Annotated in this window: 15 protein-coding genes; 9 read left to right on the top strand and 6 right to left on the bottom strand. The window is 40.9% G+C overall.

Annotation, left to right across the window (positions count from 1 at the left end; translation table 11 throughout):
* Nucleotides 1-18 precede the first annotated feature (18 nt).
* Genes CH365_RS01920 through CH365_RS01905 form a run of 4 tightly spaced genes read right to left on the bottom strand, consistent with a single transcriptional unit; the run spans nt 19 to nt 8374 of the window.
* Complete coding sequence (locus tag CH365_RS01920; protein ID WP_100766905.1) at nt 19-2457, bottom strand: right-handed parallel beta-helix repeat-containing protein; 2439 nt, start codon at nt 2455-2457, stop codon at nt 19-21.
* Nucleotides 2451-3638: an LIC11435 family protein gene (locus CH365_RS01915; protein ID WP_100766904.1), complete on the bottom strand. Its 1188-nt coding sequence runs from the start codon at nt 3636-3638 to the stop codon at nt 2451-2453. Before CH365_RS01915 ends, CH365_RS01920 begins: the two co-directional genes overlap by 7 nt.
* Complete coding sequence (locus CH365_RS01910) at nt 3628-5742, bottom strand: FecR family protein (protein WP_100766903.1); 2115 nt, start codon at nt 5740-5742, stop codon at nt 3628-3630. The genes CH365_RS01915 and CH365_RS01910 overlap by 11 nt, the downstream gene beginning before the upstream one ends.
* Nucleotides 5726-8374, bottom strand: a complete 2649-nt coding sequence (locus tag CH365_RS01905; RefSeq protein WP_100766902.1) for an adenylate/guanylate cyclase domain-containing protein — start codon at nt 8372-8374, stop codon at nt 5726-5728. The genes CH365_RS01910 and CH365_RS01905 overlap by 17 nt, the downstream gene beginning before the upstream one ends.
* A gap of 217 nt (nt 8375-8591) precedes the next feature.
* Between CH365_RS01905 and CH365_RS01900 the strand changes: the two genes are divergently transcribed.
* The 4 genes from CH365_RS01900 to CH365_RS01885 all read left to right on the top strand — a co-directional run bounded on the left by CH365_RS01900 (nt 8592) and on the right by CH365_RS01885 (nt 13267).
* On the top strand, nt 8592-9047 hold the full coding sequence (locus CH365_RS01900) for a peptidylprolyl isomerase (protein ID WP_100766901.1): 456 nt from the start codon (nt 8592-8594) through the stop codon (nt 9045-9047).
* A gap of 124 nt (nt 9048-9171) precedes the next feature.
* Nucleotides 9172-11397: a PAS domain-containing sensor histidine kinase gene (locus CH365_RS01895; protein WP_100766900.1), complete on the top strand. Its 2226-nt coding sequence runs from the start codon at nt 9172-9174 to the stop codon at nt 11395-11397.
* 2 nt (nt 11398-11399) lie between these two features.
* Nucleotides 11400-11843 carry a response regulator gene (locus CH365_RS01890; protein ID WP_100766899.1) on the top strand — a complete coding sequence of 148 codons (444 nt, stop codon included), beginning with the start codon at nt 11400-11402 and terminating at the stop codon, nt 11841-11843.
* Nucleotides 11840-13267 (top strand): histidine kinase dimerization/phosphoacceptor domain -containing protein, encoded by a 1428-nt coding sequence (locus CH365_RS01885; RefSeq protein ID WP_100766898.1) that lies wholly within the window; start codon nt 11840-11842, stop codon nt 13265-13267. The genes CH365_RS01890 and CH365_RS01885 overlap by 4 nt, the downstream gene beginning before the upstream one ends.
* On the opposite strand, the gene CH365_RS01880 is transcribed toward CH365_RS01885, so the two are convergent.
* A complete protein-coding gene (locus CH365_RS01880) occupies nt 13264-13734 on the bottom strand; it encodes a four-helix bundle copper-binding protein (protein ID WP_100766897.1) in 471 nt (156 codons plus the stop codon). The two genes, CH365_RS01885 and CH365_RS01880, sit on opposite strands and share 4 nt — an antisense overlap.
* A 177-nt stretch (nt 13735-13911) precedes the next feature.
* Between CH365_RS01880 and CH365_RS01875 the strand changes: the two genes are divergently transcribed.
* Together CH365_RS01875 and CH365_RS01870 are read left to right on the top strand one after the other, a co-directional pair.
* A complete protein-coding gene (locus CH365_RS01875) occupies nt 13912-14952 on the top strand; it encodes a GGDEF domain-containing response regulator (protein WP_100766896.1) in 1041 nt (346 codons plus the stop codon).
* A gap of 147 nt (nt 14953-15099) precedes the next feature.
* The gene (locus CH365_RS01870; RefSeq protein ID WP_208861142.1) at nt 15100-15471 is read left to right on the top strand and encodes a hypothetical protein; all 372 of its coding nucleotides are present in this window, start codon (nt 15100-15102) and stop codon (nt 15469-15471) included.
* A gap of 3 nt (nt 15472-15474) precedes the next feature.
* Here CH365_RS01870 and xth read toward each other — a convergent pair whose 3' ends face one another.
* Complete coding sequence (xth, locus tag CH365_RS01865) at nt 15475-16248, bottom strand: exodeoxyribonuclease III (protein WP_100766894.1); 774 nt, start codon at nt 16246-16248, stop codon at nt 15475-15477.
* A gap of 64 nt (nt 16249-16312) precedes the next feature.
* On the opposite strand from xth, the gene hisD reads away from it, so the two are divergent.
* The 3 genes from hisD to mfd are packed head-to-tail and all read left to right on the top strand — an operon-like array spanning nt 16313 to nt 21897.
* Nucleotides 16313-17605: a histidinol dehydrogenase gene (gene hisD / locus CH365_RS01860; protein WP_100766893.1), complete on the top strand. Its 1293-nt coding sequence runs from the start codon at nt 16313-16315 to the stop codon at nt 17603-17605.
* Entirely contained in the window at nt 17602-18453 is an 852-nt protein-coding gene (gene panC, locus CH365_RS01855; protein ID WP_100766892.1) for a pantoate--beta-alanine ligase, read from the top strand. The genes hisD and panC overlap by 4 nt, the downstream gene beginning before the upstream one ends.
* 6 nt (nt 18454-18459) lie before the next feature.
* Nucleotides 18460-21897: a transcription-repair coupling factor gene (mfd, locus tag CH365_RS01850; RefSeq protein WP_100766891.1), complete on the top strand. Its 3438-nt coding sequence runs from the start codon at nt 18460-18462 to the stop codon at nt 21895-21897.
* The last annotated feature ends 43 nt before the right edge of the window (nt 21898-21940 follow it).

Below are 21940 nucleotides of genomic sequence, written 5' to 3'. Positions count from 1 at the left end.
AGTGAAAGTTTGCTCCGATTAAGGTGCACATCCTGAATCGTCTAATTCAAAAGCACCTATAGAATAACCGGCGGAGCCAGACGGAGTAGTTCCACCTGAGGATGTAGTTCTCGTAGCAGGAGCCCCAATTACCGCATCCAATTTATAAATCGGATCAAAACTATTTAAGTAAGCCGAAGTCTCCACTCCACCGAAGGCGATATTACATGGACCTCCGTTGGCTGGGCTCAAAGCTAACCATGGTTGAAGGGCAGGGTATCCGTTAAAGGATGGGGTATCGATAAAGTTTTGATTTCCTCTGGTTGCATCTAAGAATGTATTACCAACTAAACAAAGAAGGCTGAAAGAGTTAAAAGTTCCGTCTGAACAATAGTATGCATAGTTTGTCGCGCCTACCGTAACATTTTTACCGGCGCTACAATCTAAATTGTTACCTCTAAATATTGCACTGGCGCTCGGAATAGTATTGAAAGAAGCACATACACCGTTACTTCCGGGGGCCTGGACAATATTATTCGCCATCTGCGCGTTCGTTGCAACTCCGGTCATAAATATTCCGTAATTTGAACCTACTGTAGCACCTCCGGAATAAATCGTGTTCCCAGCTATATAATGCTTAATTAAAACAGCATTCTCCTCATTACGAATCCCATACGTAAACTTCGAAGTTACAGAAGCATCTGAGTATTGACGGAAATTCATCGTATTATTTACGATTGCCACGAGTGAATCCATCCAATTTGCAAGTAAGACCGAATGGGAATCGTTTACTGCTTTATCTCCACTGATCCTATTTCTAAGCAAATAAACATTAGAATCAGTACTATAAACTGCAGTAGAATTTGATGCACCGAAACCACCCTTGATCACATTTGTATCAATTTGGTTATTCGATCGAGAAGAAAGCAGGTAAATCCCTCCCCGTGTACCGGTGGAATTTTCGACTCCCAGTCCTCCTTCTCCTCCGGAAATATAATTTCCAAAGACATATGCATAACTATTCGCATCCCCATTGATGAATCGAATGCCGAATGCGTTCGCTTTCGTTTCGTCTGCAAATATGCTAAATCCTTGGACTACATGTGCTTTAGTTGAATCGCCAGCCATCAAGGATGCTGTAATTGTGATCGGAGCGCACTCATTCGAGCTTAACATTGCTCCAGGGCATTGCGCCACGGTTCGGTTATCAATGATTCTAGACGGTGTGCCCGCCAAAGTCATATCTTGAGTGCTAAATGTAGAATCGAAACTTCCTAAAAGTCTGACTCCTCCGGTAGAAGTGAGAGAGATAGGCGAAACAGAACCGGAAATGATATAATTTCCACCTTCTACAAATACTGTGCAGATGCTTGAGGAAGAACATTGGCTGACCCCTGTCTGAATGGTCTTACACGAATCACTCGGATCTGTACAACTATTACTGTCATTACCGGAAGTATCGCTTATGAAATAAACGTCACCTTCCATCATTTTAACGTTTAAAGATATGGTCGCTCCAGCATTTGCAAAAGCCACAGAATCCTTACATCCGGTAAGTATAAATACAACATTCAGTGGGAAGGTCAATGCCCCGAAAGACCAAGGTAAGGTACTGGGAGCCACTCTTGCAGTGTTTCCCACGTAAGTCACTACAGGACTTCCGCTTGCAGTTCCTGCAGAATAAGGAGGGCCTCCTGCAGTTGCATCTAATGAACATCCTGTAACCGGGCCGGAGAATGTGAAAACCATTGCCTTGGTAGAAGGGAAAAAAGCACCTGCAGCGGGCACACTTGTTTTCATCAGACTCAAACAACTGATCTCTAAATTTACGTCCGCGCCGGCTATAGTCCCACTAGACGGGGCAGTGACCACCTGACATATATGAGTAGAAGGAACTGTAGGGACAGCACCTGTAGTAATCGCATAACCTAATCCATCTCCCACGTCGAAATTGACTGTTCCATTCGCAGATAAAGTTTTTAGGTCCGTTCCATTATTATAAATTTCTAAATTAGTTGTATTGGTGCTATCGATTCCTGTGACGGTAACATTCGCCTTGTACCAGTTTTCTGCGCAGTTTATTACAAATGTGGTATTCGCAAAAGTAAGATTTAAGTTCGGATTACTAATGATACAGGTTTGGGTAGGAAGTGTAGCGGGTTGAGTAATAATGTTTAGAGTATAAATAATATTGGGATCATAATATCCGGAAAAAGAATCCGTTCCGGCAGCGGAGAAGGTAAGTTGTTCTCCTGTGCTTGCTAATTCCACCACTAAGGTGCCTGAGTTGGTTAGTCCATTGACTTGGACGTTCAAAGGAAAGGCAGTTCCGGTCAAATAGGATACAAAATTAGATATATTCATAAAATCTAAAATGCCCGATTTTTTAGGACGAGTATAACATCCCATGGTCCCGATCATGAACAGGATCAGGAAAAATGAATATAATTTGGGGAGAAAATTCTTGAAGGTTACCATGCGAATTCCACTCCTAATTCCATTCTCTGTTGTAGAAGATAAGAATTTCCGGAAGCATAAGTCGCCCCTCTATCAGACTCCCTCGCATTTCTAAGAAGCGGAGAAACTGTTACGGGGGTATCGGTACCTTCTACCTTTACTTGTTTAGGGCCTGGAAAAAATCCAGCGTCAAAAACGTTGATTAGATAAAAGAATCCTAATACTCCTAAAGCCACCCCTAATTGGTTATATTCTCCCACTGCATGAGAGTATTTCGGAGAGATCTGAGTATAATTGTATAATGCCAGGTTGAATAGTGCAGGGTTTCCCGATTGTAAAAATGCAGAGTTATACAAAATATTACTCTGTCTTGCGCCATCCAATTCATGAGTTGCACTTAGATAAGAACTTCCTCTTGCGGCTGCATAACCTCCGGCAACAAAAATTAAACTAGGAAAGATCGCCGTTCTAAATGTGGACTTCTTCTGATAATATTGTCCCCATCCGGGAAGAACTGCGGACCTCGCGGCAGCCCCAAGATCAAAGATAGAAGGTCCTGAGGATCCGGTATAAGAAGACTTAGATTCTAATGCGGCTAACTCATCTTCTGTTTCGGCCACTAAGAAATAATTTTCCTTTTCAGTACTTTTATTACGCGGATTTTCTAAACGTAAGGAAATTGCACCTTCCGGCGCTTTTTTCTTATCTATGGTAACTACCATAGTTTCCGAATTTTTAAGATCTACGGATTTAACAGGGATTTCATTTCCTTTAGAATCTTTTAATATTACTTTTGTAGCCTCGGTAAAATGTTTTCCCTTGATCTCGAAACTTTCAGGCATATCCTTGCTTAAAAATTTACTTTTTTCAGCTGCTATCACCTCTGGTCTTTGAGAAAGAATTACTTCGAATGGAATCCAGGCAGAGAATACAGAAACTCTTCCGTACTTATTTAAAACGCCTATTCTGTGTTCGTAAGCACCTGGAGGTAATTCGATTTGGATTTGGCTTCCATTCGTTTTTTCTCTTGTGACCTTACCACGAGAATCTTTGATTTCTACTTGGTAGCCACCTGCGTCCGGGATAGGTTTCCATTCCAGTTTTACCCCTTCTTCCTTTGCAAAAATTGGAAGAGAGAACAAAAGGAATCCGACTAAAAGAGCCGCAATCGCATTAGATTTTTGGAATCTTTTACTCAACATAAAATTCCTTAGGAGTCAGAATCTCCGGCGCTTTGAAAGTAGCGGACATGATTACTTCGAAATCCCTGGTCAAAGGAAGGGTGGTGCGGACTTGTCCGGAGCTGTCCCTGTATTTTGCACTCAGTCTCCACTGGTATTTTCCTTCCCTTAACCTATACAACTCTCGATAGTCGTAAGATTCTCCCTTAATTTCCTTTTTAAATACTGTTTTTAGGGTTTTTTGGTCTGCCTCTAAGAGCTCCAAAATGTAAGCCTCAGATTTGCCTTCAATTTCCCAATAAAATGACAAACTTGCTTTCTCATCCAGATCTATCTTATCTCGATCCCTCGGATATACAGGAGAGATAAATGGAGCGGAATCAGAAGTCTTAAATCCAGAAGAAGGACTGCTAGTCAGCACTTCTCCCTCCGGAGAAAGAAGAGTAACCTTCCAATAATAGTCCCCAGGACCCGAAAGTGGGACTGAATTTTGTCCGGAACGAACAGAGGTCTCGAATATTTTGGAAGCAAAATTAGGATCTTTAGAAACTTCTAATTTATAAGTTCCGCTTGGATCCGGTCTGTCCCATCTGAATTGTAATTTGCCGTCCACAGGATGTCCTAATTCGGATCCATCTTTAGGGAAAGAAAGTCGGATAGAACCCAAAGGTTTTAAAGTGAACTTACCAGTAGAAGAGGAAATTTCTCCTTCAGAATTAGAACTTGCTTTAATTCTCCAGAAGTATGCGCCTTCTTTCCAATCTAGATCCGGCTTCATAAAATTGGAATTAGTCGATTTGGAGAAAAGAATATTTTTGAAATCGGAATCAGCGGCAATTTCTAGGGAATAAGATTTAAACTCCTTGTTGGAACTCCAACTAAAGAAAGAGCCTACCTTGAAAATACGAATGCCTATTTCTTCTCCCTGTAGAGGTTTCAGAAGTTTAGGAGGCTCTGCCTGCTCCGATTTACGTAAAACGAAAGAAATTGTATCTGAATTTAATTCGGCAAACCCTTGTTTGTCGGAGCTCATTTTGACCCGAGCAAAAAATTGTCCTTCCGATTTAGGTTCCCATTTTAAGAAACCAGCAGAAGAATCCCCAGTATATACGATTTGTTTAAAATTCGCATCGGAAGAAACTTCCAATTTATATTTGGTCTGTGAATCGAATGTACTCCATTGGAATCGAACCGGAGGAGCTGTTTCCGTATAAGAGAATACTTCCTTATTCGTAGGGGAGACTAGTCTTGGTTTATTCCAAGATATTAATTTAAAGTTTTTAGAAGAACTGAATTCGTCTTTTCCGGATTGAGGATTTTTTCCCGCAAGTCTCCAATAATAAGAACCGTTAGGAAGGGAGATGGATACGTTTGTCCCACCTGCATTCAATTTTTTTAAACCCGTTCTGAATCCAGAATCTCTTGCAACTTCCAATCTGAAAGTTTTAACACTTGGAGAATTTTTCCATTCGAATCTGACAGGAAGGGTTTCTCCTGCCAGGGGAAAATGAGTTTTATCAGGTGGAGAAACTGTTTCTAGATTTAATGTATGAACTTCCACTTTTCCATCTTTTAGGTCTGCGGACTGGTTTTTACCAACCGTGTTCTCTCCGGAAGAAGAGACAACTTTAGCCTCTCCTTGTTTTACTTCCAGGTTTAAACCTTTGTTTTCGTCTTTGGAAATTTTCAGATCTGAATTTCCGAGGGAAATTTTTGTATCTCCCGAGCTGATCTGTAAATTGCCGGAGCCTCCTCCGGTCGCAGAAAGTGAGCCGGACACGAAGCTGATCTTGTCTGTATCTTCCACAAGGATCATACTTCTTTCATCCATTCTGATCTCTGCGGAATTTTCTCCATCAGTAAAAAGTAATACTGCTTCGGAACCTTCTTCTGTGCGTATGGTATCTCTGTATCTGATAGGATCTGACTCGTCCAATTCCTCCCAGATGACTTCAGAATCAAGTTTTCTTAATATTTTGAGTTGTTTTGTTTTGAGCTGACCTACAACTTTATTGGTCCCGGTTTTAGGACCTGCGTTGGCATAAAGATATAATAGTCCTGAAAAAAAGAACAGTAATAGAACTAAAGCAGTAACGACGACGCGGCCGTCATTCAAGTATTTCATACTTTAATTCCTCTTCCTCATCTCCTGTTTTTGTTTTTTTCTTAGATTCGTATTCTATTCCGAGCTTTCTTCTCAGCTCGTTTAGATCTCTCGGACGATCCATATCGTCTTTTCTGCCTAGGACTGCGTAAATGGTTTGGGGCTCTTCTTTTCCCTTTACCTTGATAGATTGCATTTTTTCGACCGCAAAAATATCTTTTACATGATCCAGTAAATCTTGCGTAATTAAAATATCCGTACCGAAAGGTTTGTTCAACGCTTCTACACGAGAGGCGAGGTTCACGGCATCACCAATCACGGTGTATTCTAATCTTTCTTCGGAACCGATCTGTCCCGCGATCACAGGTCCATAGTTTAGCCCACAACCGATCCGAATGATAGGTCTTTTGTCTCCACCTCTTCCTTCATTGAACTTAAGAAGAGCGGCTCTCATTAAAAGTGCACCGTTCACTGCATTTTCTGCATCATGTTCTGAGGTGCGAACAGCTCCCCAGGTTGCCATGATTGCATCCCCGATAAACTTATCCACGATACCATGAGTATCGTTCACGCAGCGTACCATCTCGGTCATGTATTCGTTTAAGAATTCTACTACTTCTTCCGGTTGCAGTTTTTCTGATATTGCAGTAAAGGATCGGATGTCGGAGAAGAAGATGGCGCACATCTTTCTTTCTCCTCCCAAGGTTAATTCCTTGTTTAATACCATTTCGGCGATTTCTTTGTTTACGAAACGGCCAAGTGCGTCCTTTACCTTCTCCCTTTCTTCCAAACCTTTTCCCATACTCACGAAATAATCGGTCAAAACGCCGATTTCGTCTTTAGTAGTGGATTTGATCCCGATTCTGAAATTTCCTTTCGCAATTTCTACTGTTGCGGTCAGAAGTTTTAATACCGGAATGGTAATGGTTCTTGCTAGGAAGAATACGATGATGAGTGCGATACAAAGCGCGATCGCCATGATGAGAAGGTTTTTAGTCTGGATCCTATAAACCATCTCGAATACTTTTTCTTCCGGGACGGAGACGATCACTCCGGCTCCACCAAAACCTAATTTTTGGTAAGAACCGTAATATCTTGTCTTTGTAGAATCCTCGTATCTAGTCTGCTGGCTATCTTCTCTTACAGAAGAAAGCATGGTTTCGAAAATAGGAAGATCTGCCCAATTTGTTTGGGAAGCAAGAAGTTGAAGATCATGATGAGCGATCAGATCTCCGTCTCCATTGATCAAGAATGGAACGTTAATATCTTGTTTTTGGAATACAGATAAAAGTCTTTCTGCACGAATTATATAAAGAAGAATAGACTTACTCTGAGAATCATATACGGAGATGGAAAAAGTAGGTTCTTTAAAATTAGGAGTAAGATTGTCGATCCTTCCGCCGGATTGTATCGTCTTTAAAAAATAAGCTTCTTTCTGAGAAACAGCTGCATCCAATTCTTCTCTATTGGAAGAGATTCCTTCCAAATAAGAATCGTTGTACAATACCGTTCTTTTTTTAAGTTTGTCTCCTTCTGCCGAATAAATTCCGGCTAAAAGAAAATCCGGCTCGTTTCTGAAGAACAAATCCGCGTAAGCTCCGGGACCTTTCGGATCTAGAAGTTTTTCAGTAAGAGTTTTACCTTTATCACGAATATCCTTTAGATCCGATTTTACCTTGATCCCTAAAATATTTACTAAAGAGAAATTAGTCTCTAATACTCTTACTTCGTAGTTCTTTTTGAACTCGCTGGAAGCATATAAAATAACTGTAGAAACCGTAACAGTGAGTAAAAGTGAGATCACCGCCATCAGTTTTAATTGAAGAGGGAATTTTGCACTAGTTGCAAAATCTCCGTTATCCGCTGGAGGAGGGGGAGTTTCTCTTTTTGGAATATTTTTCTTTTCTGATGCTTTAGGAGTCTTGGGCTCTTCTGCTATAGGGGTTTCGGATTCTTGTTTTTCTCCGGAAAATACAGTATCAAAAGAGATTACCGGCTTACTTTCCAAGGTTCGGAAACTTTCTGCTTCTTGGAATTTCGGAACCTTCTTCTTTCCATTAGAGTCTTTATGACCGTTCTTAAAAACTCCTAGTTCTATTCCGGAAACCGCCAAAGGAAGTTCCTTTAGAAAAATGGAAAATTCTCCTCTTGTAGCATCCGGTATTTCTTTAGGAGCTTTTTTGCGGGATGCGTAGGTTTTGAATTCGCCTAAATACTGAGTCTCTGCTTCTCCTTGTAGGCTTGGAAACCAAGCACCTAACTCGCCTGTGGCGATATGCGGGTAAGAAGAAATTACCATTTTGGATAGTATCACTTCCCATCTTTCTTCCAATTCTTCCGGTATCAGAAATAAAATATTAGATTTAGCCGCGGCTGAAATTAATTTCCAAGCGGAGAAGAATACGGACTCGTTCGTTTCCGGTCCAGGAGGAATTTCTAATGCGAAAAGTTTCCATTCTCCAACATGCAGAACTTCTTCCAATTCGGTTACTAAAGGAGAACCTTTTTCCGAGAAGACGCAAACTACAGTTTTGATTCCTAGATCTGCCCAGGCTCTTAACTCGTCCTGATTTTGGATCTTATCCTTTGCTCTGGCCCAGAAGGCGACTGCACCATTTGGTCCGAAGGGAATGTATTTTGTAGATGATGGCATTTTGTTCCTAAGGAAGTTCCGGAATAAAAAAATTCTCTTTTAGAAAGCTAAAAAATCGATCCGTCTAGCGGAAAGTAGATTCTGGAAATCCTCCGTTAAATTATCGGAACAACAGCATTCTATATTGAAAACAAGTAGAATAGGTTCTCTCCCAATAAGGATACCTATTTAGTTGATTACTCAGACACTGGTTAGAATCTGGATTTTGAGGATATTTATGGCGACTGCTAAGTTTACCACCAACCGAGGGACCTTCTCCGTTTTATTGGAAGATGAGAAGGCTCCGATTACGGCCGGGAATTTCATCCAATTGGCTCAAAAAGGCTTTTATAATGGCTTAATCTTCCACAGAATTATTGCAAATTTTATGATCCAAGGCGGTTGCCCGCAAGGAACTGGAACTGGTGGACCAGGGTATAAAATTCAGGACGAATTTCATCCGGATCTCAAAAACAAAAAGTATACTATCTCCATGGCAAATGCTGGACCTAATACTGGTGGTTCTCAGTTTTTCATTAATGTGAGGGACAATCTTTATCTGGACAACCGTCATGCGGTTTTCGGCCACGTAAGCGAGGGAGAAGATATCGTCCAAAGTATCGCTGAAACTCCTACAGCTCCTGGGGATCGCCCTTTCCAGCCTGTGGTAATTGAGACGATAGAAATCATCTAACGTATCCCTTACGGGATATATATTCCACAAACTCCACAAAAAGTCGAAATATGCTTGAAAATATCTATATTTCGCCATAATTAGAACCCCCTGCCCGGAATTTCTATTCCGGGCGGATCTATTTATGGGCTCCCGTTCTCCTATTTTTTCAGATTCCAACCGCGAAAATCCAAAATCTTTACTAGATTATATTCTCTCCAATTCCCCGATCGTACTGTTTTCCGCAGACGAAACTGGGCTCATGAATTTTGCCTCAGGTAAAGCGTTAGATATGCTTGGCCTGGATTCCAGCGCCTTTATCGGGACTAACTTCGTACAACATCAATGGAACGCGGAGTTTAGGGAAGAAGATGGATCGGTCCGAAGTGTGGAACAGACTGAGGCATTAAAACTTGTACTTTCCGGAAAAGAGATTAGTGCAGAGACAATCTTTTTAGGAAGGCATTTTGCCGTAAGAATCTCCCCTGCGATAGGAGAAGATGGAAAAATCAAAGGACTCGTGGGAGTTTCCCTAGATATAACCGACCGTAAGATTGCGGAAGATATATTAGAAAAACGTACTATAGATTTTCAGACTTTGATAGGTGCCTTGCCTGTAATCGTATTTTCCATTTCTCCTGAGGGAAGGATCATTCTCGCTGATGGAAAAGGATTGGATAGGCTTAAGATCAATCCAAAAGAAGTGGTGGGAAAGACCATTTTTGAAAGAGCAGGCAATCGACCGGAAGTGATGGAAGCATTTTCTAAATCTCTCCAGGGAGAAGAGAGTATATATCATAGCAACCAAAATGATCTTCTCTTGGAAACAAGAATGTATCCAAGGATCGGAAAGAATGGCCGTATCCAGGAAATATTAGGAATTGTTTATGATATTTCCGATCGCAAAGAATATGAGGCTCGTATCCGTAAGAACGAGGAGAAGTATAGGAATTTATTCCAAAACAATCCTCAGATCATGTTTGTTTTTGAAAGATCTTCACTTAAAATTCTGGCGGTAAACCAAACAGCAACCCAGATCTACGGTTATTCCGAAAAAGAATTTTTAGAAAAAAGCGCTGTGGAACTTAGACTCCCCGAAGAGAGAGAGTTTATGATGGAGAAGATCAAGGGTTTGAAACCTGGCCCGAATTTTTTCCAGGAAATGAAACATCTTAGAAAAGATGGAAGTATCGTGTTTTTGGATATAGTTTCATCTCCTATTCAATTTCAGGAGACAGAGGCCGTGCTTGTTTCCGCGATGGATGTTTCTGAACGGGTTCGATTGACAAAAGAACATCGTTTTAATTTGGAAGTCATCTCTCAAGTTAATGATGCGATTATTGCTTTAGACGGAGATCAGAAGATCACATATTATAATAGTTACGCCGCGAAAATGTATGAAGTAAAAGAGGGGGAATGTTTAGGGAAACATTATAATTCTCTTTTTGAAGAGGATTGGATTTCCGAGGAAAATTATAAAGAGGCCATGGAGGATTGGAAGACATTAGGCGCTTCTAAAAGAGAATTTATCCATACATTAAGATCAGGCAGAAAGATCACAATCGAAAGTAATTTCAAAAAAATTAATGCAGAAGGTTATCTGGTCCCGGGCCTTATCATGGTCAATCGGGACATTTCCGAAAAAATTGAATATAGAAAATCTTTGGAGGAAGCACTTCTTGGTTTGGCGAAAACGAATAAGGAACTGGAACAATTCGCTTATATTGCATCTCACGATTTGCAGGAACCACTTAGGACGATTGCGAGTTATCTACAATTATTAGAGAGAAAATTTTCGGAAGAGATCAAGCCGGAAATGAGGGAATTCATTCATGTATCTGTTGAAGCTGCTAAACGACAACAGGGATTGATTGAAAGCCTTTTAAGTTATTCCAGAGTGGGCTCGGATTCTGTAAAAAAATCGAAAGGGGATCCGAATCTGATTTTAGAAGAGCTCAGAAGGGACCTTTCTTCAGTAATAGAAGAAACACAAGCGAATTTAGTTTTAGAAGGTCCTTTTCCTGAAGTATATGCCGACCAGGATCAGATTAGGCGTTTATTCAGTAATCTGATTTCTAACGGGATCAAATTCAGATCTCCTAGCAGGAGTCCGGAAATCCGAATCAAGGTAAAACATGTTCCCGGTGCAAACGTGTTTTCTGTCTCCGATAACGGGATAGGAATGGACTCTAAATACTTTGATCGTATTTTTATCATATTCCAAAAATTGCATACTAGGTCCGAATATCCCGGCACTGGAATCGGATTATCCATCTGTAAAAAGATCGTAGAAAATCATGGAGGAAAAATTTGGGTCCAGTCTTCTGTAGGAAAGGGATCCGAGTTCTTTTTTTCTCTGCCTGAGGTTTAATTATGAGCACTTCTTCCAAACAATATTTTGATATTCTTCTTGTGGAGGATAATCCTGCGGATGTCCGACTCACTATAGAAGCATTGAACGATCTTAAGTCCGAAAAAAGATTATTCATCGCGAAAGACGGGGAAGAGGCAATCGACTTCGTAAAAGGAGAGGGAGAATTCGTAGGTGCAAGACGCCCTGATCTGATCCTATTAGATCTGAATCTTCCTAAAAAGAACGGATTAGAAGTTTTAGAAGAACTTAAATCGGACCCTGAATACAAAAGAATTCCTGTTGTGGTTTTGACTACTTCCGGATCGGAAAGGGATATTATCGCCACTTTTAATCTACACGCGAACTCATATATACAGAAACCGGTGGAGTACGATAATTTTTTGGAAGCGATGGATACGTTACGTATCTATTGGTTCAAAACTTCGAGGTTGCCTCCGAAATGAATGCAAGAGTAGTATCCGTCCGGGTAAAACAAATTTTAGTAGTGGAGGACAACGAGGACGATTCTCGTTTGTTCGAAATATTTTTGAAAGAAGCTGATCCTTCCGGGGTACGGTTGAAACATTCTCCTACGGTAGCGGACGCTTTGGAAATACTGAAAGACCAAGGAGAAGAGATCGATTGTATTCTTCTGGACCTAACCCTACCTGATAGTTTCGGGTTGGACGGTTTCGAAATGATCAAAAAGGGATTTCCTAAAATACCTATAGTAATCTGTTCCGGGACCCAGGATGAATCGGTTGCAATGGAAGCATTACAGTCGGGCGGTCAGGATTATCTGATCAAAGGAAAATTCGATTCTCATCTTCTTTTTAGATCCATTTTATATGCGATTGAAAGACAGGATATGTTGTCCAAGTTGGAAGAGCAGGCATTCCTTATCAAAGAAAATGAAAAAAGATATAGGCTGATCTTTGAACATAATCCTCATCCGATCGTTTTATACAATTATGATTGTGAAGGGATTTTGGATCTAAACCAAGAAACTGAAAGGATTTACGGTTTCGATCGGGAAGAACTTCTTCATATGAAATTTTCAGATCTGTTTATTGGCGCTTTTTCGGGAGACCGTAGGCAGTATATGGCCTTACATAACGGAAAAAATATTCCGGAAACACATGTGCATAGATCCAAGGAAGGAACTCCTCTCTTAATGGAGATTACTTCTTATAAATTCCAATTAGAAGGAAAGGAAGTGGTTCTTGCAATCTTGGTAGATATGACCAAGTGGAAACAATCCGAAGATAATCTGATACAATCTTTGAGAGATAAGGAAGCACTTCTACAGGAGATCCATCATAGGGTTAAAAATAATCTGCAGATCATGGCAAGTCTTCTAAACTTGCAGGCAAATTATGCAAAGAATAAAGAAGTGACCAGGGAACTTAGGGATACGGAGAGTAGGATCTACTCTATGTCCTTGGTCCATAACGAACTTTATAATTCCAAAAGCCTGGCTGAGATCGGTCTAGGTTCTTATGTCGAAAAGTTATTGGATAATCTTTGGAATGTGTATGGGGTCGGACCTGAAATCGGAAGAATGATCGATGTGGGAAATTTAAGTTTGGCAGTGGAGAAGGCCCTTCCCATCGGAATGATGATCAATGAGATCGCCACAAATTCTATCAAATACGCTTATTCTGAAAAGAAGAAGGGGCAGTTTTATATAAAGGCAAAATCAGGAAATGGGATATTTTATTTGGAAGTTGGGGACGATGGAAAGGGGATCCCGGATTATCCTCAGATAGAAGCCAAAGAAACCTTAGGTTTGCAACTGATCCGGATTTTATCCAAACAGTTGAAGGCAAAATTGGACATCAATACCTCAGCTCCAGGAACCCGATTCCAGATAGAGTTCGAGTATTAAGCAGCCAGTAATTTTTTAAATTCGGAAATACATGCTTTGCAAGCTTCCGAACAGGCCTTACACTCTTCGTGATGGTCTGCATGTTTATCACATTGAGCTGCACATCTTTCGCAGGACTCCAAACAAATCGAGGCTAACTTTTTAGAGGAAGCCGAACCAAGTGAAGATAATACAACGAATGCGTCGCATAATGCCACAGTCTCCTCGACTGATCTAAGACAATCCGCCATTTCCTTATGACCTTCTGCCAACATGTCCACGCACATATTGATACAAATTCTACCCTTCAAAATACAGGCAGAGGAGGCTTCTATTGCGGAGCCTGGTACGGAAGTTTTTTCGGCCTTTTTCTTTTTAGGAGCTTTTTTATCTCCGTGATCATGTCCTAAAACGGAGGAACTTGCAAGTAAAGCCATGGTAGTCGCACCTAGGCCTAGGATTTGTTTTCTAGATATTTTCTGTTCCAAAGGAACCTCCCTCGGTGCTCTAAATTATCTAAGAATCCGCTTTTCGTCGCCTAAAATAGGTTGAAAACTTTAAAAAAAACCGCTTTCTTTTCGGAACTTTTGGAATAGGTTTGGAAAATTCTTCCCACAAAGTAGCTCTTACTGAAAAGACTCGTCGGATGAATTCAACTAGTTAAAATGTTCGGACCAACGAAAGAAAAAAGCGAATCATCCGCGACGATTGGCGAATCGGACAAAATTCTCATTCTGGACGATGCTCCAGAAAACTGTCAGCTTGTAGAAAGGATCCTAAAAAAAGCAGGATACGGAGACGTAATATCTACTCAATCACCTGAGACAGCTTTGGAATGGTTAGGTCTCCAAGGAAACGCGGAAAACAAAAAAGATATTTCACTTTTACTTTTGGATATTCTTCTTCCCGGAGGAATGAACGGTCTGGATATCCTACGCACCTTAAGCTCTAAGGAAGAATTTTCCGACCTTCCTGTTATTATCATCACAGCAATTCACGATACCCAAACCTTGGAGTCCGCATTCGAATTAGGTGCGATCGATTACGTTACAAAACCTTTTGATGCTCATGAATTAAGAGCAAGGGTCCGTTCTACTTTGAGGCTTCGTCATGAGATGCTCCAAAGAAAACAAAGAGAAAGAGACCTAGAAGAGATCACCGATAAACTTTCGGAAGCCTACCAAACATTGCTCAGAGTTTCCAGAACGGATGGTCTTTCCGGGATTTGGAACAGAAGATTTTTTGATGAGATCTTAGAGGTAGAATGGAAAAGAGCCTGTCGTTCCGAAAAACCGATCTCATTACTTTTATTGGATATAGATTTTTTCAAAAAATTTAACGATACATATGGTCACCAAGCGGGAGACGAATGTATTCGTCAGGTCGCAGGAGTCCTAAAAAATACCGCCAGAAGAGCTGGGGATTTTCCTGCTCGTTACGGCGGAGAAGAATTTGCAGTGATCTTACCCGAAACCGATTCGGACAAAGCACTAGTAGTTGCGGAAAATATTCGGACTCGTGTACAAGAACTGAAGATCGCTCATGAAGGTTCCCAGACTTCTGAGTTTGTTTCTGTGAGTATTGGGATCAGTAGTCGTATGTCCGGAAAAGATAAAGAGAGCAAAAAGTTTTTGGAAGAGGCCGACAAGGCTCTTTATAAATCCAAAGAAGACGGAAGAAATAGAAGTACAGTCTTTAAAGATTAAACATTTAGGCTTAGGTCCTACCAGGGTCTTATTTCATCCTTTTTTTCCCGTATTGTAACGAATCTTCTTCATTTTTTTCCCAAAATTGGAAATTTGTTTGCATCGCACTAAGTCATATAACTTAATTAACGATACATAGAGATAGAAATGGCTATATTGGATAAAATAGTACAGGAATTCAAAAACAGGTTTTTTGAGACCGTAAAGGTTCCGGTGCAGGTGCATTCTTCTTCCGGGGATTTCCAAGCAACTTGGGAGGGGATTGAAGGTACTGCGCTCAGCTTTACCCTAGATCGTTTTCATCCCGATCCGGAAGGTAGTAATGCTGTTATAGAGATTCGTGTTCCTTTTTGGAAGGAACCCTTATTATTTTCAGGAAAACTTTTGGATAAAAAAGTGGTGAAATCCAAATCTCCGGAAAGGATTACAGATACTGTTTTGGTATTCGAATCGGAACTTTCAGAATTCCTAAAAAAGAATCTTCCCAAAATAGATCTCACACTTCCTAAAAAAAAGTAATTCTTATTTTTTAGGAAGATCCACTTCTAAGATCATCGCTGCATGATCGGAAAGGATGGGATCTTTTTTGACTGTGAGTTTTTTAAGTTTGGATTTAAGCTCCGGGGTTACGAAAAAGTAATCAATTCTCCAGCCCTTATTATTCCCTCTCGCTCCCGCTCTAAAAGTCCACCAGGTATATTCCTGTTTATTCGGATATAATTCCCTAAAACTATCCACCCAACCTGTAGAAAGGAATTTGGTTACCCAGGCTCTTTCTTCCGGAAGGAATCCACTATTCTTTGCATTTCCTTTCGGATCATGTATGTCCATTTCTGTATGGGCGATATTCACATCCCCGCAGAGTATTAGGTTAGAATGTTTCTTTTTTAGTTTTGCGGAGATTTTTAAGAATTCATCTAAAAATCTCATTTTGGCAGCTTGTCTCACGTCACCCGTGGTTCCGGAAGGAAAGTAAACTGTCCAGATCGCGTATGAATCAAATTCTACAAGGACACTTCTTCCTTCTTTATCAAATTCATCTAGATCGAGTCCATAGGTTACTTTTTTAGGTTCCTGTTTGGTCCAAATGGAAACTCCAGAGTAACCTTTTTTTACCGCTGAATGGAAGAATGCCTTGTATCCCAATTTTTCCCAAATTTCCGAACTGAGTTGGTCCGGCTGCGCTTTGGTTTCTTGGAAACATACAAAATCGGGTTTTTCAGAAGAGAGGATATCGCCAAGGCCCTTGCCCCAAGCGGATCGGATTCCATTGCAGTTCAGACAGAAAACTTTCATAGGCTTAGAAGAGTTCCCAGGATTTTCGGGATGCTAAGTCCGGGCAAAGAAAAAAAATGTCCGTATGAGCATTCGTATCAGGGAAGTAGGGTTGGATTTCTCCTTTGAACCCATTCTCCAAAGAGCAAAGCAAGACTTAAATGACACTTTGGCCCTGGTACGTCCCATTTTGGACCAGGTGAGAGAAGGCGGAGACAAAGCCGTTTATGAGCTCACCGAAAAATTCGATCGAATAAAACCTGAAAAATTGGTTTATCCTGTCTCTGGCTGGAACGGAAAAGCGGACCCAGAACTAGTTTCCGCATTGGAAAAGGCCAAAGAGAATATTGAAACTTTCCACAAAGCCCAGATCCCAGCCGACTTAGACGTGAATGTCTCCGGAAATACATTAGGAATTCGTTATACTCCAATAGAATCGGTTACTGTATATGCTCCAGGCGGAAAGGCATTGTACCCTTCTACAATTTTGATGGGAGTGATCCCGGCAAAAATTGCAGGAGTAAAACATATACAGATTGTGACTCCTCCCCAGAAAGATGGTATTCCCGACGGATTGTATGCGGCGGCTAAGATTGCAGGTGCGGATGCGATCGTAACGGTAGGGGGTGCCCAAGGAATTGCCGCTGCCTCCTATGGGACTGAAACTATTTCTCGTTCCGAATTTGTGATCGGGCCTGGGAACAAGTTTGTGACGGCTGCAAAAGTTCTCTTAAGTGGACAAGGTGTGATCGGAATTGATAGTCCAGCGGGTCCAAGCGAAGTTCTTGTGATCGCAGACGATTCTGCAAATCCGAATTGGGTAGCGGCGGATTTACTTTCTCAAGCGGAACATGGAGAAGATTCAGCAGCGATACTTTGCACAAACTCTATGGAGTTCGCTAAAAAAGTTTCGGAAGAAATAGACAAGGCATTAAAGGAAAGACCTAAAAGAGAATCTATCAAAAGAGCCTCGATAGAAAACGAAAGTTGGATATTAGTTTTTCCTAATTTAGAAGAATGTGTAAATTTTTCTAATTTATATGCTCCTGAACATTTAGAGATCCAAACTAAAAACTATCAGGAATTATTCAAAAAAATTAAACATGCCGGTTCCGTATTTTTAGGACCTTATTCTCCTGTGGCAATGGGGGATTATATTAGCGGCACAAATCATATTCTTCCAACAGCGGGGGGAAGTAGGATCTTTTCTTCCTTAGGAGTTCTTACATTCTTAAAAAGAGTGACCTATCAAGAAGTGACTAGGGACTCTTTGGAAAAATTATATCCATATGTAAAAGTTCTCTCCGAATTCGAAGGTTTGGATGAGGAACATGGAAATTCAGTGAAAGTAAGACTTTCCTGGAACGGAAAATCATGATCGTATCCAAGGATCCAAACGAGGTCAGAGACCAAATTCTTTCCTGGAAGTCCGAAAAACTTTCGGTAGGTTTTGCTCCTACCATGGGTTTTTTGCATGAAGGGCATGCGAATTTATTCGTTCGCTCGGCCGGCGAAAATTCCAAAACAGTAGTTTCTATTTTTGTAAATCCTGCACAATTCAATGATCCAGAAGATTATCTAAAATATCCGATCAATACGGAAGGTGATTTAGAAATTTGTAAATCGTCAAAAGTGGATCTGGTGTATTTACCGGATAAGGATACGATGTATCCGGGTGGAATTCCTGAAGTAGAATTACGGATCCCACATTTGATGAAAAATCTGGATGCTACTACCAGGCCTGGACATTTTGAAGGTGTTCTTTTAGTTCTTTCTCGTTTGTTTCATACAATTCCTGCGGATCGTTCTTATTTTGGTAAGAAGGATTACCAACAATATCTGGTTGTAAAAGAATTCGTAAAAGTTTTGGGATTTCCTATGGAGATCATAGGAGTGGATACGGTTCGCTCTGCAGAAGGCCTTGCATTAAGTTCCAGAAATGCTCGTTTAATAGGACAGGAAAAAGAAGAAGCACTGCTGCTCATCCGGGCATTACGTTTGGGAGAAAGTCTGATCCGACAAGGAGAAAAAGATCCTTCTGAAGTTTTGACTGTGATGAGAGATGTTCTGGATTCTTCTTCCAAAATACAAACGGATTATCTGGAAATTTTGGATGCAAACACATTGGAAGAACTTCCTATTCTAAAAGGAGAAATCCTTCTCGCCGTCGCTGCCTTCTTAGGGCAAGTAAGACTGATCGATAATCTAACCGTTAAGGTGTCTTAATTTAGTATGGCTAAATTGGCTTCCACTCCGGGCGATTGGAAAAAATCTTTAGAAGATCTTTTATCTTCTACAAAAGAGAATTCTAAAATTTCCTCCGTTCCTGTTTCCGTTCATTCTCTTTTATCTTCCGTTCTTTTTCAGGCACAGAAAAATTCTAAAATTGTAATCTCTCCTACAAATACCGAATCAGAGTTTTTATATAGAGAAAGTTTAAGTTATTTGGATCCTAATCTAGTTTGTTACCTTCCAGGCCAGGAAGTTTTACCTTACGAGTATATGCGTTATCCGGCTGAGATGAAAAGAGAAAGGATCCAGGCCCTGGCTCGCATTTTATCCGGAGAAAAAATTTTAGTATTCACTTCCGTTTCCGGTTTTTTGAAAACACTTCCTGAAGCTTCCGCACTGAAAGAAAGATCCTTATCCGTAAAATTAGGCCAAGAGATCCAACCTGAAACTTTAATGAGAGAACTTATTCGTTTAGGTTATCACAGAGTGGATATGTGTCAGGCATTCGGTGAGTTCAGTTTGAAGGGTGGTATCTTGGATGTATTTTCTTCCTTCTCCGCTGATCCTATTCGGATCGATTTTTTCGGGGACGAAGTGGAATCCATCCGCACATTCGATCCGGAAACACAAAGATCTTTGGAAAATCTGAAAGAAGCATTTTTACTTCCTGCGGACGAGTTCATTCTCACGGATTCTCAGAAAGAACAATATCGCAACCTGATTATAAATGCGGATAAGTCTTTACATTTGCCTGAGATTCCGGACGATGCAGGCGGAACATATTACGAAGAACTTATCCCGATGGTCCGGGAAAATAAAGGAATATTATCTTTTTTTAAATCAAAACCTGGACTTGTATTTCCGGATCCGAACGGAGCGAAAGAAAGATACTCTCATCTTTTGAGGGAATATGACGCACTTTACGAAAAAAGAAGTAAGGAGATTTTATGCGCTCCTCCTTCTTTCCTTTTGAGGGATAAAGAAGAATCCGAAATTTTAGAAAACCTAAGCGGTATTAAATTTACACAACTTCCGCCGAGTAAGCCTGAAGATCTGATATGCCCTCTACATCAGGCACCTTCTTTTAAGGGGAAGATCAGAGAGGTTCGAGAAAAAATAGGGGAGCTAAAAACGGAAGGCGGATGGAAAATCATCCTTACTTCTTCTTTCGAAGCCCAAACCCAAAGACTTTTGGGACTTTTTGAATCGGAAGGAATTCGTTTATTAAATTCGGAAACTTCTGAGCCGGAACCAATACTTCTTCCTAACAAATCCAAAGAAGAAGTATATTTGGCGGTTTCCGAAATACGAAACGGTTTTTTATGGGAAGAAGAGAAACTTCTATTCTTATCCGAGAATGATGTATTCGGCAGGGAATACAAACGTAAGACAAGATTCAAAAAACAAAGTAGTAAGGCCATCCAAAGTTTCCTAGACCTGAAAGAAGGGGACTTTGTGGTTCACGTAAACCATGGAGTCGGAAAATTCCTCAAAATAGAAAGAGTGAACGCTGGTGGAAAAGAAAGAGATTTTCTTAAACTGGAATATTATGGCGGAGACACGTTATTCGTCCCTTTGGATCAGATTTCTCTTGTCCAAAGATTTGTAGGCGGAACGGAAAGGCCTAGATTAGATAGCCTTGGTAAAAGTACCTGGAAAAAAACAAAGGACAGGGTCCAAAAGGCAGTCGAGGGCCTCGCAGAAGATTTGGTCCATATGTATTCCAATCGGATTAAATTACAGGGATATGCTTTTCCTCCGGACACGATCTACCAGGAAGAGTTTGAAGCTGAATTCGAATACGAAGAAACTCCGGATCAAATCGAAGCGATCGAAGCAGTTAAAAAGGACCTAGAATCCACAAGACCGATGGATCGTCTCATTTGCGGGGATGTGGGTTACGGAAAAACGGAAGTTGCCATCAGAGCAGCGTTCAAGGTGGCAATGGCAGGTAAACAGATCCTGATGCTTGCTCCTACAACGATCCTTGCCTTACAACATTATAATAATATGAAAAAGAGGTTCGAGAACTATCCGATCACAGTGGAATTAGTTTCTCGCCTTAGGACCGCGGCCGAAACCCGTGACGTTCTGAAACGTTTTGCCGCCGGAAAAGTGGACATGCTCATCGGAACTCATGCGGTTCTTGCAAATTCCGTCCAACCCAAAAATCTGGGGTTACTCATTATAGACGAAGAACAAAGATTCGGAGTGAACCATAAGGAATCCATTAAGAAGATTAAAAATCTTGTGGATGTTCTGACTTTGACCGCGACCCCGATCCCGCGCACGCTTCATATGGCATTAACCGGGATCAGGGAACTTTCTATCATAGCTACTCCGCCTAAAAACAGACAAAGTGTGGAAACATATGTGATCGAAGAAGACGAAGAGGTTCTAAGAGATGCGATCCGCACCGAACTTTCGAGAGAAGGGCAAGTATTCTATCTTTATAATAGAGTAGAATCCATTGAACAAGAGACTAAAAGATTAAACGAAATCGTTCCCGAGGCTTCCATCGGAGTTCTTCATGGACAAATGACAGAGGATGAGATCGAAGAAACCCTCGTGGATTTTTACGCCCGCAAATTTGATATTTTGGTCACAACTACCATTATCGAATCCGGGATAGATATCCCAAATGTAAATACTCTAATCGTAAAAAGAGCCGATCTATTCGGCCTTTCTCAGCTTTACCAGATTCGAGGTAGAGTGGGAAGAAGTGACCGAAAGGCGTTTGCCTACCTTCTTCTTCCTAAAGACAGGGTAGTAACGGAAGATGCGGAAAAACGACTGAATACTATTTACGAATACCAAGAACTTGGTTCCGGATTCAAGGTAGCAATGCGTGACTTGGAAATCCGAGGTGCAGGTAATCTTTTAGGAAAGGAACAATCCGGAGATATTATGGAAGTCGGCTTCGATCTGTATGTGCAGATGTTGGAAGAAGCGATCGCAAGAATTAAAGGAGAAGAAGTTAAAATTGAAGTGCGAACCGCGATCAATTTGGATTCTAACTTCTTCATTCCTGAATCATACATACCTGACACAAGGCAGAAGATAGAATTTTATAAACGATTCGAAGGCGCAAGAGATCTAGACGAAATAGAAGAAGTTGCCCAGGAAATGACGGATCGTTTCGGCGAACCTCCAGAAGAAGCAAAAACTTTCTTGATGTTGGAAAAAATTAGGACCCTTGCTTCCGTCTTAGGTTTTGAATCAGTCTCCGAGTTAGGGGAGGAAATTCGTCTGAAATTGGGAGCACATTTCTTAGGCAGTTATGACAAAATTGTAAACTTGATTTCGGCTCGGATGGGTCTTACCATGAATCCTAGAGAACCGAATGTTCTTTTGTACGTTCCCGGAAAAGCCAACCAAAAGGACAAACTTGTGAAACTTGTGTACTTCTTAACGGAAATGTTGCCCGACAAAAAGTAATGGACGCCAGGCCCGGTTCTCCTATTTTTTGCGTAGGAATTCC

Origin of the sequence: Leptospira neocaledonica (assembly GCF_002812205.1) — a bacterium.
Lineage (GTDB): Bacteria > Spirochaetota > Leptospiria > Leptospirales > Leptospiraceae > Leptospira_B > Leptospira_B neocaledonica.
The sequence above is the reverse complement of the archived record's forward strand: the minus strand, read 5'-3'. Positions and strand labels throughout refer to the sequence as shown.

What these genes read in the sequence shown, in the direction of transcription:
- CH365_RS01920 (WP_100766905.1), bottom strand. Translation starts at nt 2,457, where the DNA reads ATGGTAACCTTCAAGAATTTTCTCCCCAAATTATATTCATTTTTCCTG.
- CH365_RS01915 (WP_100766904.1), bottom strand. Translation starts at nt 3,638, where the DNA reads ATGTTGAGTAAAAGATTCCAAAAATCTAATGCGATTGCGGCTCTTTTA.
- CH365_RS01910 (WP_100766903.1), bottom strand. Translation starts at nt 5,742, where the DNA reads ATGAAATACTTGAATGACGGCCGCGTCGTCGTTACTGCTTTAGTTCTA.
- CH365_RS01905 (WP_100766902.1), bottom strand. Translation starts at nt 8,374, where the DNA reads ATGCCATCATCTACAAAATACATTCCCTTCGGACCAAATGGTGCAGTC.
- CH365_RS01900 (WP_100766901.1), top strand. Translation starts at nt 8,592, where the DNA reads ATGGCGACTGCTAAGTTTACCACCAACCGAGGGACCTTCTCCGTTTTA.
- CH365_RS01895 (WP_100766900.1), top strand. Translation starts at nt 9,172, where the DNA reads ATGGGCTCCCGTTCTCCTATTTTTTCAGATTCCAACCGCGAAAATCCA.
- CH365_RS01890 (WP_100766899.1), top strand. Translation starts at nt 11,400, where the DNA reads ATGAGCACTTCTTCCAAACAATATTTTGATATTCTTCTTGTGGAGGAT.
- CH365_RS01885 (WP_100766898.1), top strand. Translation starts at nt 11,840, where the DNA reads ATGAATGCAAGAGTAGTATCCGTCCGGGTAAAACAAATTTTAGTAGTG.
- CH365_RS01875 (WP_100766896.1), top strand. Translation starts at nt 13,912, where the DNA reads ATGTTCGGACCAACGAAAGAAAAAAGCGAATCATCCGCGACGATTGGC.
- CH365_RS01870 (WP_208861142.1), top strand. Translation starts at nt 15,100, where the DNA reads ATGGCTATATTGGATAAAATAGTACAGGAATTCAAAAACAGGTTTTTT.
- xth (WP_100766894.1), bottom strand. Translation starts at nt 16,248, where the DNA reads ATGAAAGTTTTCTGTCTGAACTGCAATGGAATCCGATCCGCTTGGGGC.
- hisD (WP_100766893.1), top strand. Translation starts at nt 16,313, where the DNA reads ATGAGCATTCGTATCAGGGAAGTAGGGTTGGATTTCTCCTTTGAACCC.
- panC (WP_100766892.1), top strand. Translation starts at nt 17,602, where the DNA reads ATGATCGTATCCAAGGATCCAAACGAGGTCAGAGACCAAATTCTTTCC.
- mfd (WP_100766891.1), top strand. Translation starts at nt 18,460, where the DNA reads ATGGCTAAATTGGCTTCCACTCCGGGCGATTGGAAAAAATCTTTAGAA.